12 protein-coding genes are annotated in these 12,327 nt (G+C 36.4%); 2 read left to right on the top strand and 10 right to left on the bottom strand.

What is annotated here, in order from left to right; translation table 11 throughout:
• Nucleotides 1-13 precede the first annotated feature (13 nt).
• From WG904_RS04430 to pnuC, 7 genes are all read right to left on the bottom strand, one after another.
• Nucleotides 14-412 carry a group III truncated hemoglobin gene (locus WG904_RS04430; RefSeq protein ID WP_339578080.1) on the bottom strand — a complete coding sequence of 133 codons (399 nt, stop codon included), beginning with the start codon at nucleotides 410-412 and terminating at the stop codon, nucleotides 14-16.
• Between the two features lie 313 nt (nucleotides 413-725).
• Nucleotides 726-1,181 (bottom strand): hypothetical protein, encoded by a 456-nt coding sequence (locus WG904_RS04425; protein ID WP_339578079.1) that lies wholly within the window; start codon nucleotides 1,179-1,181, stop codon nucleotides 726-728.
• A gap of 52 nt (nucleotides 1,182-1,233) precedes the next feature.
• Nucleotides 1,234-1,878 carry a thiamine phosphate synthase gene (locus WG904_RS04420; protein ID WP_339578078.1) on the bottom strand — a complete coding sequence of 215 codons (645 nt, stop codon included), beginning with the start codon at nucleotides 1,876-1,878 and terminating at the stop codon, nucleotides 1,234-1,236.
• Between the two features lie 119 nt (nucleotides 1,879-1,997).
• The gene (locus WG904_RS04415) at nucleotides 1,998-4,442 is read right to left on the bottom strand and encodes a TonB-dependent receptor (RefSeq protein ID WP_339578077.1); all 2,445 of its coding nucleotides are present in this window, start codon (nucleotides 4,440-4,442) and stop codon (nucleotides 1,998-2,000) included.
• Nucleotides 4,443-4,456: 14 nt separating this feature from the next.
• On the bottom strand, nucleotides 4,457-4,621 hold the full coding sequence (locus tag WG904_RS04410) for a hypothetical protein (RefSeq protein ID WP_339578076.1): 165 nt from the start codon (nucleotides 4,619-4,621) through the stop codon (nucleotides 4,457-4,459).
• Nucleotides 4,622-4,753: 132 nt separating this feature from the next.
• Complete coding sequence (locus WG904_RS04405) at nucleotides 4,754-5,287, bottom strand: AAA family ATPase (RefSeq protein WP_339578075.1); 534 nt, start codon at nucleotides 5,285-5,287, stop codon at nucleotides 4,754-4,756.
• Entirely contained in the window at nucleotides 5,271-5,891 is a 621-nt protein-coding gene (pnuC, locus tag WG904_RS04400) for a nicotinamide riboside transporter PnuC (RefSeq protein ID WP_339578074.1), read from the bottom strand. The genes WG904_RS04405 and pnuC overlap by 17 nt, the downstream gene beginning before the upstream one ends.
• A 574-nt stretch (nucleotides 5,892-6,465) precedes the next feature.
• Between pnuC and WG904_RS04395 the strand changes: the two genes are divergently transcribed.
• Together WG904_RS04395 and carB are read left to right on the top strand one after the other, a co-directional pair.
• Nucleotides 6,466-6,783, top strand: coding sequence for a carboxypeptidase regulatory-like domain-containing protein (locus WG904_RS04395; RefSeq protein ID WP_339578073.1), 318 nt, complete (start codon nucleotides 6,466-6,468; stop codon nucleotides 6,781-6,783).
• 173 nt (nucleotides 6,784-6,956) lie between these two features.
• The gene (carB, locus tag WG904_RS04390) at nucleotides 6,957-9,854 is read left to right on the top strand and encodes a carbamoyl-phosphate synthase large subunit (protein WP_339578072.1); all 2,898 of its coding nucleotides are present in this window, start codon (nucleotides 6,957-6,959) and stop codon (nucleotides 9,852-9,854) included.
• A gap of 45 nt (nucleotides 9,855-9,899) precedes the next feature.
• Here the strand turns inward: carB and WG904_RS04385 are convergent, their stop codons facing one another.
• The 3 genes from WG904_RS04385 to WG904_RS04375 form a co-directional block, all read right to left on the bottom strand.
• Entirely contained in the window at nucleotides 9,900-10,853 is a 954-nt protein-coding gene (locus WG904_RS04385; protein WP_339578071.1) for a DUF3137 domain-containing protein, read from the bottom strand.
• Nucleotides 10,853-11,410: a LemA family protein gene (locus tag WG904_RS04380; protein WP_339578070.1), complete on the bottom strand. Its 558-nt coding sequence runs from the start codon at nucleotides 11,408-11,410 to the stop codon at nucleotides 10,853-10,855. The genes WG904_RS04385 and WG904_RS04380 overlap by 1 nt, the downstream gene beginning before the upstream one ends.
• A 144-nt stretch (nucleotides 11,411-11,554) precedes the next feature.
• A complete protein-coding gene (locus WG904_RS04375; protein WP_339578069.1) occupies nucleotides 11,555-12,022 on the bottom strand; it encodes a DUF4920 domain-containing protein in 468 nt (155 codons plus the stop codon).
• Between the last annotated feature and the right edge of the window lie 305 nt (nucleotides 12,023-12,327).

Here is a 12,327-nt window from a genome sequence, read left to right as displayed (position 1 = left end):
TAAGGTTTCGAATTTAAATTAAAGGTTGTGCAGGGTTATTTTTATAATAATCTAATTTATACTGAAACATTTCGCTCATTCTAGCCGCTCTCCATTTCGCTTCATCCGCCTTTGCACCTGTAAAGTGGGTATCAATAGTTTCGGTGAAGAGACGCATCCAAGTATCAAAATGCTCTTTTTCTATAGGTAATTTTGCATGTTTTAAAAACGGACTGCCGCTGTAGGCCTGAACATCTAATAAAAGCGTTTGCCAAAAGCCATACATTTTCTCTAAATGAACAGGCCATCTATCGCCAATTACACCATTAAAAATAGGAGAAAGCAGGTCATTGTCTCGAACTCTGCCATAAAAATCATCAACTAAGAGTTTAACATCGTCTAGGTTGAGTATATCTGCTTGGGAAGTATTCATTGTTCATCAGTTAATGCACCAAATATAAGCTGTTCAACTAGTTTAGACCTGTTTACAATCATAAAATGACCTGATTTTGGTAATTATTTAACGATTATATGGATATTCGTTTACCCAATTAAATTTCCTATTTATAAGTTTATATTTTTTTAGATCCACTTTTTTCAAACGGATCGAAACGGAATCCCTTGCAATCATACCCTTAAGAAAAAGAAGGTTTGCAGATAAATTATAGTTCAATTTGCTTTCAGCGTTGGCTCCTTCCTTAAACTTACTCTGCCGTAGAAAGGTGACTACTTTGAAACTTACTTGATCAATGGAATCGTTCATTTTCTTTAATTATTTTATACATTCCATAATTGATTAAGGTAACAGCCACATAGCAGCGAACCAATACCAATAACCAATAATAAAAGTGATTATAGTTTTTCCGTTTAAAATCGAGGGCAGACCAAATTGCTGCAAGAACAAAGGCTAAAATTAAGCTAAAAAGGAGTAATATATAATCATAACTCGTATCGCCGCTACCATTAGTGAAAATGCTATAATCATATTCATAGCCGATTATGTTTTTCGAAAACCAAGGAATGAATTGATGCATTCCTTCGGTTGGGTATTTTACTAAAATGTAGAAATAAGGGAAAGTGCCATTATTATTAAATATGATGACAAGCAAAAATAAGATCAGGAATAACCTAAAGCCATATTTTTTAAGAAAGCTCCAATTAGCACTTTCGTTTTCGAGTGGATTAATAGCTGCCCTATCCAAAGCTAGCCTATATAAAGTAAAAAGCAAAACTCACACCTCGCAGGTTCGGTACCTACGAGGTGTGATCGAGCACCGCATTATAAAAATCTTCATAGGCTATCCTCATATCTTGGGCTTGATTAATCGCCGATGAGGCGGCAATGCCAAAAATTTCAGTAGCTAATAATGGACCTACATCTTGCAAGGTAACACCCCCAACGGCTAAAATTGGTAGCTCAATTTGCTCTGCTTTTAACTTTCCCATGGCCTCAGCATAACCCTTAACGCCAAGTATAGGCGAGTTATTGGGTTTTGTTGTTGTTAATTTAAATGGGCCGAAACCCGCATAGTCTACACCTTCTTTCGCTAAACGAATTAAATTTTCGATGGTATTTGCCGACCCACCTAACGTATATTCTTCTCCGATTTGCTGGCGCAGTGCGATGAAATCTGCATCCATATTTTCGATATGAAAACCTTGTATGTCTGCTCGACCTTTTAAATGGATATGATCAGTTACAATTAAGGTTGCGCCCCAATCATCACAAATTTCTGCGATTAAATTTAATTCAGCTAAAAGTTGCTCGTCGGTTTTCGTTAAACAACGATATTGAATCCATTTTGCACCAGCTTCACATGCCAATTGTGCTTGCGCAATGTGTGTATGCTGTGGAATATCATGTGTTATAAAATGTAATTTTTCTATATACTTTTTCATTTTAAAAAAGATGCTCGTCATTTCGAGTTAGCAAAGCGGCGAGAAATCTCTGCCTTTATTAAGTACGGCCTTGGATAGCTCCTCGCTTCGCTCCGTTCGATATGACGAATTATTGAAGATTAAAATTTCAAATTCAAGCTTAACATTAAATTAGTGCCCGATTGTGCGAAATAAAAATTCTCGGTAGTTAATGTACCACCACTCTTGTAACCAAAAGTGTAACCATTTGATTCGTACTTTTTGTTCAGCACATTATTTACAAGTAAAGCTAAATTTACGTTTTTGAAGCCTTTAATCGCTAAATTGTACCCTAAACGAGCATTATTTACCCAATATGCATTTAATTTTCGAGCACTATTTTCGGTATTGTCTAAATATTGCTGCCCAACATGTTTCGACTGCCAGCTCAACGCCAATAATCTTGTCGGATGATAAACCACTTCGCCAGAAACAATAGCACTTGGTGAAAAGGAAATGGTCGTGTTAGAATAATTATTTTCTATTTGTCCGCCATTATCATAATCATCAATAAATTCTGTGAAGTTTTTTATTTTGTTGCGACTTAAAGCAGCATTAGCAAGGATTGATAATTGTTCGCTTAATTTATAGGTTAAATCTAGCTCTGCGCCCATTCGGTAGCTATTGGCTACATTCTGACGAAAGTATTCGCCAACATCGTTAATTTTTCCAGTAACAACCAATTGGTCTTTATACCACATTCCATAAACGTTTAATCCACCAGTTAATTCACTTCCATTAAAACGATAGCCTGCTTCAAGATTGTTAAGCCTTTCGGATTTTGGTAAATTGCCGGCATCTATATTCACATAATCATCTCTTCCGGGTTCTTTATTGGCTACACTAAACGACGCATAAAGATTAGCATTTGTACTTAAAAAATAACTCGCTCCAACTTTTGGATTAAAAAAATTAAGTTCATCTATAACATTTAACTGATTAATATTTTTATCCGTTCCTAACACATCATAATAGATTCTACGATATTGCAAATCGGCAAAAAGATTCAATTTTTCTGTAGGGTTATAGCCGATTTTTAAATACGAGTTAAAATCACTTTTAAACCCATCATTATCATAGTAATGTCGATCGTTTGAGCCATTGCTAGCATATTGTGCATAAATAACTTGCCCAAAATGATTGCCTTTATATTCATTATAGCCACCGCCTAATGTAAATTGCACAGTGGTAGAAGGCTTATAAGTAAACCCATAAGTAAACCCATAAAAGTCGTTATCTAACCATCTTCTCCTAACCAAATCGGTTCTGCTAATTGTTGTTCCGCCTACAACTACGGGTTGTAAACCGTAATTGGCCAACTTCTGCGATTCTTTAAATTCTTCGTAATAACCCTTGCCTGCTGTATAATGTAATGCACCGCTAAACGATAATTTATCACTAAACTGTTTCGCATAAAGCAATTGATAGTGGTCTTGCCAATAGTTATCTGTTTGATCTTGATAGGTAAAACTGTTATAAGTTCTACTGTCAGCACTTAATAAATTAGTGGCATCTGCGGCATTTAACCCATTTCTGGCAATATAGGCATTCATTCCAGCTACATCGCCTAGTAACCTAGACTCAGGAATACCATTCCATGCCTGATAAGTTTTTTCACTACCAGAAAATACATTAATTCGAAATAAGTCGGTTTTTCCGTGGTATGCGCCTGATAAAAAGTACGATTTAAGGTTGGAAGAAGCTCGATCTATAAATCCATCCGATTTAATACGTGATAAACGACCATCAAAACTCCATTTCTCATTAATTAGCCCAGTACCCACTTTGACCGTGTTTTTCCATGTGTTAAATGATCCAAAAGTGTTGTTTAATTCGGCATAAGCATCTGTTTCGCCACTTGTCGTTTGAATGTTTAAGCTTCCACCAAATGCACCTGCTCCATTTGTTGAGGTTCCAACACCCCGTTGGATTTGAATGTTATCTACCGACGAAGCAAAATCAGGCATGTTTACCCAAAAGGTACCTTGACTTTCGCTGTCGTTATAAGGTATTCCGTTTAAGGTAACATTTACGCGTGTTGCATCGCTTCCGCGGATGCGAATGCCCGTGTAACCCACGCCCGCACCTGCATCAGAAGTAACCACTACTCCAGGCGTATTGTCGAGTAAAAAAGGCAAATCTTGTCCGAAATTGTTTTTTGCAATATCTTCTTTGCTGATGTTTTTAAAGGTTGCAGCTGCATTTTTTGATGCACGAGTGGTGCTTACCACAATTTCGTTTGCTAAAAATGTAGCTTGTACAAGTTTAAAGTTTAGCGTAACATTTGCTTGAAGGTTAATGGTTTTTTCTCGGCTTTTAAAGCCCAGAAAACTCGCCACAACTGTGTAGTTCCCGGCGGGTAAGTTCTTTAATTCGTAACTGCCATTTTCATTGCTCGATACCGCTGTTGTTTTTCCCTTTAGGCGTATAGTTGCGCCAGATAAATTTTTGTTGTTTTCGGATACCATCCCCGAAATACTGAATTGTGCCATCGTGAGCATAGGGCACAATAGGGCAGCCAAAACTGCCATTTTAAATTTTTCCAATTTGTTTTTTACTTTTAGTTAAACCTGCCGACAGTAGGGGTACTCCCGACTTTAGTTAAACTCCATAAACCATTCCCTACGCCAGCATTATCTGGATCAGGTGCATTTGAAAGGTTAAAGGTTGAAATGTTGAATGTTGAAATGTTTCCATTTTCCATCGTCCATTTTCCATCTTCCATTCAAAATGGGTATGTTCTCAGCCCGTATTTGCGTTTTTTACAAAACAAGGCACCCCTTATTGATGGAGTAAAGGTAAAGCAAAATGATTGACAAATCGAAATTTTTTTAATTATCGCTTAAAAAACGATGGTTTAATCAGCGTGGTTTAAAAACTGATTAACTAGATTAATTACATTTTGTAAGCGATTTTCTATTCCACCAACCAATACATAATTGGCGTTTAAAGCTTTTAACTCTTTGTGCCAAACCTTCATAAAATGTTCCCGTTTATGCGGAAAATCACGAAGGGGGTCTTCTTGCCAAGGAAGATCAATGTCTAAAAGCACATAAAAATCATACGGCCTGCGCTGCAAAGCATCTAAAACAATTGCAGGTGTTTCGCCAAGCATCTCATCGCTCCAAATCTTAACGGTAAGAAAAGTGGTATCACAAATTAGAAATTCAGTTTCTGTCATTGCTAAAACCGATTCTTCAAGTGCCACCTGCCCGTGGAACATATTTATTTCATCTTGTAACGTACAATCTGATGTTAATGCCGCACAATAATAACGAGCATATTCAGGCACCCAAGGCACATTATAGTGTTTTGCTAATTGTTGAGAAATGGTAGATTTGCCAGTGCTTTCTGGGCCAACTATGGCTATTTTCTTAATTGTTTTGTTCACGATAAATTTTTCTCCAATCTAAATAACCCATCGTTGCAATACCGATGTAGAGGGTATACATTATTCCCGTTGCGTACAAATCTTTAGAGAAATAAACCCCTACGTAGATAATGTCAACAAAAATCCAGATTAACCAATTTTGAATTACTCTTCTCGCTAAAAAAATCTGCGCAATTAAGCTAACTGCAGTACAAAAGCTGTCAATAAAAGGAAATGAAGCATCCGTGTTTTTATGTAAAATAGAACCCAAAGCTAAGGTAAAAATCGCCACACCAACAAGTGATAGCACGATTTCCTTTTTAGTAATTGTGCTGATCGGACGCTCTTTGGTTGAGTTTCCTTTTTGCTTACTCCAATAGTACCAACCATATATGTTCATCGCAAAAAAGTACAGCTGCAGACCCATATCGGCATATAATTTACTTTCGAAAAAGATAAAAATGTAAATAAGTACACTAATTATTGCTACAGGCCAATTCCAGATTTTATTTTTAGCTGCTAACCAAACACAAAGAATACCCGTAAAAACACCGAACCATTCTAACAACCCCGTTCCAAAAAGAAATTGACGAATACTTTCCCTAAAGGTATCGATAAGTAACATGGCTCAAAAGTAGGAAATAGATTTAGAATTGTGTAGAAACAAAAAATCCGATAGGGAACAACCCCTACCGGATAATAAACCAAACAAACTATTTATGAAGAATATCCTCAAAAAAATGAGGAAGTTTTAAATCAAAACGTGTATCGTACAACTATAGTACAAGATTAAGGCCAATATTTTAAAACAAACATTATCATGACGTTCACATGACTACTTAACTATTAACAAATAGCATTCCAAAATGTTTGCCTACCTGAATAATGATTCTACTGTTAAGCGGGCACGAAAAAATGTATTTATTTCTAGACGTTTTTAGTGGAAGTGTACTTATTTTAACTATACGTTAGAGGCCTTGTGCATAAGAAAGCAATATTTTAAAAACATTCTCGTCATAGATATGTTCAATTACAGTACTGCCTTAACTAATGGATATAATTTGGAAAAATACTACGCTTACACTAAATATAAGTTAAACTAAAAATTAATCATTATGAAAAATTATGGTTTTTCTACTCATAAACGGATGAAATAAAATCATAATGACTTCATAACTTTAAAATTAAATTGTAAAACTATGAAAAAGGCGAGTTTAAATTTTTTAGCCGTTGCAGCGTTATCAGTTGGATTGTTTGCATTTGGCTCGATTAAAGAAGGCGGGATACAGGGAAAAATAACACCTGCCGAAGGGGTAAAAGAAGTAGTGGCTGTTTTAGGAACAGATACATTAAGATCCCAAATTAGCAATGGAGTTTTTGTTTTCGGTAAAGTAAAAAAAGGCACTTACACCATTTGGATTAAGGCAAATGCGCCCTATAAGGATGCTTCAGTAGAAAATGTAGCCGTTGCAGATAGTGCGACTACTGATATAGGAGAAATTAAATTACTTCAATAATTACCTAACCGTATTAAATTATAAAAAAAGAGGGCTACTTGCCCTCTTTTTTTATTTTAAAATCCTATCTTTGCATCCCGACAGATGAGTTGGGATTTTATATCATATTAGTGCATTATTCCCAAGCTATCGTCAAATTTTGAATTTACTTTAGACTTTTTTAAACCCCTACAATGCCTAAAGATACCTCCATACGCTCCGTACTTATCATTGGATCTGGCCCCATTATTATTGGCCAAGCATGCGAATTTGATTATGCTGGCTCGCAAGCCGCCCTTTCTCTAAAAGAAGAAGGAATAGCCGTATCCATTATCAACTCAAATCCAGCCACCATTATGACCGATAAGGTAATCGGTGATCATGTGTATTTGCGTCCATTAACCGTAGAATCGATTGAGCAAATCTTAATAGAACACGCCAACTCTTCCACATTACCAACCATTGATGCGGTATTACCAACCATGGGCGGTCAAACTGCGCTTAACCTTTGTGTTGACGCTGAAGAGAGAGGGATTTGGAAAGCACACCATGTAAAAATAATTGGAGTTGACGTTGCGGCCATTGAAAAAACTGAAAATAGAGAGGCGTTCCGCCAATTAATGGTCGACATAGGTGTAGGCGTTGCCCCCTCTAAAATTGCAAATTCATTTTTAGAAGGTAAAGAAGCTGCTCAAGAAATTGGTTACCCTTTAGTAATCCGCCCTTCATACACATTAGGTGGATCTGGAGGCGGATTTGTGCATAAAAAGGAAGATTTCGATGCAGCATTAAAACGTGGTTTGGAAGCTTCACCTACACACGAGGTATTAGTAGAAAAGGCTGTTTTAGGTTGGAAAGAGTATGAGTTGGAGCTGCTAAGAGATAGTGCCGACAATGTAATCATCATCTGTTCAATAGAGAACTTCGACCCAATGGGCATCCATACTGGAGATTCAATTACAGTTGCTCCTGCAATGACCTTATCTGATCGTTGTTACCAAGAAATGCGTAATCAAGCCATAAAAATGATGCGTGCTATTGGAACTTTTGCTGGGGGATGTAATGTTCAGTTCTCTGTTAACCCTGATAATGACGACATTATTGCAATCGAAATTAATCCTCGTGTATCACGTTCTTCGGCACTTGCAAGTAAGGCAACAGGTTATCCGATTGCAAAAATTGCAGCTAAGCTTGCGATAGGTTACAACTTAGATGAAATTGAAAATCAAATCACCAAAACTACTTCTGCTTACTTTGAGCCAACGTTAGATTACGTTATCGTAAAAATTCCTCGCTGGAATTTCGATAAATTTAAAGGTGCTAACATGGAATTGGGCTTGCAAATGAAAGCAGTAGGCGAGGTGATGGCTATCGGCCGAAGCTTTATGGAAGCCTTACAAAAGGCCTGTCAGAGTTTAGAAATTGGCAGAGCCGGATTGGGTGCTGATGGAAAGCAAAAGAGAAATATCGAAGAAATCATGTATGGTTTGGAGCATCCAAGCTGGAACAGACTGTTCTTAATTAAGGATGCAATGAGCATGGGGGTTCCTCTCGAATCAATCCGTAAGGTAACCAGAATAGACAAATGGTTTTTAACCCAAATACAAGAAATGGTGAATTTAGAAGTAGAATTAAAACGCTACTCGCTAAATAATATTCCAAGAGATTTCTTCTTCAACTTAAAACAAAAAGGATTTTCGGATGTGCAGATTGCGTGGGTTTTAGGGAATGTAACCGAAGACGATGTGTATAACCGCCGTAGAGAATTAGGTATCAAACGGGTGTATAAAATGGTAGATACCTGTGCTGCTGAGTTCGCTGCACAAACGCCGTATTTTTATTCCACATTTGAGGAATCTCCAATCCAAATTTCTTTATTAGGAAACGAAGTATTATCAACTGGTGATGAACTCGGAACAAACGAATCCATATCATCAGACAGGAAAAAAGTGATTGTATTAGGCTCCGGACCTAATCGTATTGGTCAAGGTATAGAGTTCGATTACTCTTGTGTACATGGTTTGCTGGCAGCCAAAGAAAGTGGTTTTGAAGCAATTATGATTAATTGCAATCCTGAAACGGTGTCGACCGATTTTAACATGGCAGATAAATTATATTTTGAGCCGGTGTTTTGGGAACATGTTAGAGAAATCATCGATCTTGAAAATCCGATTGGTGTAATTGTTCAGCTTGGTGGTCAAACCGCGCTAAAAATGGCTGAAAAACTGTACGAGAATAACATCAAAATTATTGGTACATCGTACAATGATATGGATGTTGCTGAAGATCGCGGTCGCTTCTCTGATTTATTAAAAGAACTGAATATTCCTTATCCAAAATATGGTGTTGCCGAAAATGCTGAAGAAGCTATTTTGGTGGCACAAGAAGTTGGCTATCCGGTTTTGGTTAGACCAAGTTACGTTTTAGGCGGACAAGGGATGAGCATCGTAATTAACGATGAAGATTTAGAAAAAGCGGTGGTGAAGTTATTAGGCGATTTACCAGGAAATCGGGTATTGATAGATCACTTTTTAGACCGAGCAGAAGAAACCGAATCAGATTCGATTTGTGACGGTATTGATGTGCATATTGTAGGTTTAATGGAGCATATTGAGCCGGCAGGTATCCACTCGGGCGATTCATTTGCAGTATTGCCGCCATTCAGCTTATCGGAAAAAGTAATTGCTGATATGGAGGCATATTCTAAGAAAATTGCAAAAGCACTAAACGTAATCGGATTATTAAATATTCAATTTGCAGTTAAGGATGATAAAGTTTACGTGATAGAGGCCAATCCTCGCGCTTCTAGAACTGTACCTTTTATTGCCAAGGCTTACGATGTTCCTTATATTAATATCGCTGCTAGAATTATGCTTGGTGTAAATAAATTGAGAGATTTTAACATTGTGCGAAAGCTCGAAGGATATGCAATTAAAGAACCAGTGTTCTCATTTGATAAATTCCCAGAGGTAACGAAAGAGTTAGGTCCAGAAATGAAATCTACCGGAGAATCAATCTACTTTATCAAAGATTTAGAAGATCCTTATTTCCGTAAGTTATATAAAGATAAGTCGATGTACTTGTCGAAGTAACGTGTTAAACTTTGTCAATCTTTTAAAGATTGACAAAGTTACAAATTACTGTTTCGTCCAAATCCTTGTATTCAAATCAAGTTCTTTTACAATGCCAAACATGAAGCTAAGAATATACATGTCTTCATTTAATAAATCTGGTTTTAGTAAAGTTTTAAATACGGGAGGCTCAAAATAGTTGTTGTCTAAGGGAAATGCGATATAAACTGACGAGCTAATAAAGGATAGCGATACACAGTAAGCAGATCGATCGTTAAGCTCACTAATTTTCTCCATCATTGCTGGAGTTAAAATATATCGTGCTTCTACTTGGTCAGTGCTTTGGGTAACAAAATTTTTGTTGAAATAATCGTTTTCTAGTTGCACAACATCTTTATCGCCAAATGAATAAACATTTTTGGAGAACCAAGCACCAATGGACGACCCAAAATCTTTAGGACGAACCACGGTAGTTCCGTTAAAATGTTTGTTGAAATCTGCTATAAAAATAATTCCTTTTAAAATGTCATGCCAATGCACTTGGCGCCCATTCTTGGTTTGCGTTTCCGTTTTATATTCTGCATGTACCTCTGCAAAACAAAAGCTGGTTTTCTCGTCTTTCCCAGAAATTAGATCTTCTGTATGGTAACGATCGGGTGATGTGGTAAAGAGTTGTGCGTTAATAAATTCTGATTCTGAAATTCCATTTTCAGGCTCAAACGTTAAACTTTTATCAATATCTTTTAGTGCTGCACCTACCACCTCTCTTTTAAATCGATACTTATAATTTTTAATATCATCGCTTATGCGATACAATAAGATGGCGCCTGGAATTGCAATAGCAAAGCCAATAATAGCAGCGATGCCCGCACTTAAAATACACCCAATCGCAAAACAACTCACCCCCAGAATAACGAATCCCCAACCCTTAATTTGCGTAGAAGCAATTTTTTTTCGTTGGATTTCTAATTCAGCGATAACATTTTCTATTGCCGGACTAAGGTTGAAACTTTGTTCCATTAATTATTGAAGAGCTCTTTTGCGCTAACATTTTCGCGTTCTGCCGCAGCAGTTTCTAATAATGGCATAGTTTGATAGCCTAACATACCAGCAAACATATTTCCAGGAAACATCATCACCGCATTATTGTAGGTGGTAACTGTGGAGTTGTAATTTCTTCTGGCTGCAGCAATTTGCTCTTCACTTTCGGTCCATGTACTTTGAAGATTTAAGAAGTTCTGGTTGGCCTTTAAGTCAGGATAATTCTCGACGCTTACCATTAAGCCTTTTACGGCAGTGCCGATTTGAGAGTCCAATGCCAGTTTATCTCCTTCAGTTGCATCTGAAGCTAATGCTTTACCTCTTAATTCTGTGATTTTTGTTAAGGTATCGCCCTCATATTGCATATATTGTTTAACGGTTTCTACTAAATTTGGAAGTAGGTCGAAGCGTTTTTTTAGCATTACATCAATAGCGGAGAATGCATTTGTAACTTGATTTTTCTTGCTAATTAAAGAGTTATAGATTCCAATGCCGAATAATAATACGGCAATTGCTATTAGAGCTACAATGATCATGTTTTAAGGTTTATTTATTTTAAATATATAAAATTATACGTATAGATTAAAAATGATCTTTAGTGTTACAAAAAGCACAAAAAAACCCTACTCCGGAGAGAGCAGGGTTTAATCAATCAATATTAAAAAGGAGAACCTCTTTAATTAATTCAAAACTACAACTCCTTTTGCTTCAAACACAATTTCTTTTTTAGGTTTTGTAATTTTAGCAATTTCATCAGCAGATTTTTTTGCGTCTTCTGCAAAATGCTTTAAGTCTTCTACGGATGTTTCTTTTCTTTCTGCAAAACCATCAATTACTACTTTTTTGCCAGCAATGTCTTTTGGCATAAAGAAAGCATAATCTTTAAAGTTTACGAACATGGTTTCTCCATTTGGCATGGCTAAATTCATAAAACATCCTTTTTTCTGACAAACTAAGGTTACTGTGCCCGTAACTTTCATATCAGCTTTTGTTTTGTCGCCAAGCTTATTATTAATTTCTGCAGTGGTAATCACATTACCTTTGGTAACACCTTCACCAAACGATTTACCCTCAAATGAGGTAGCATCTTGTGCATATGCAAATACAGTAATTAAACAAAAAGCAATGCTTAACATAATTTTGTTCATGGTATAATTATTTAAATTGTAAATAGTATTATTCTTATTCGGTACAAAAATATTAAAATCTTTTAAAAAACCCCACTACCATCCGATAATGGGGCTAATCATCCCTATTCATTTAACGCTTTGGCTAGTTGACAGCCATGCATAAAACGAATTACAAATAAGAAACCAAATGTGCTAGTGATCAATTGGGATTGTTATTTAATTTAAAATCAGCAAGTTAGTTTGCATGTGATAACGATCCTTAAAAAACAGCAAAAATTATTTGGGGAAAACAGGGTGGAAAAAATCTTATTTTGAGAAAGAAA

The sequence above is a fragment of the Pedobacter anseongensis genome (assembly GCF_037482965.1).
Taxonomy (GTDB): Bacteria; Bacteroidota; Bacteroidia; order Sphingobacteriales; family Sphingobacteriaceae; genus Pedobacter; species Pedobacter anseongensis.
Note: the sequence above shows the minus strand (reverse complement) of the source record. Positions and strands in the feature narration are given on the sequence as shown.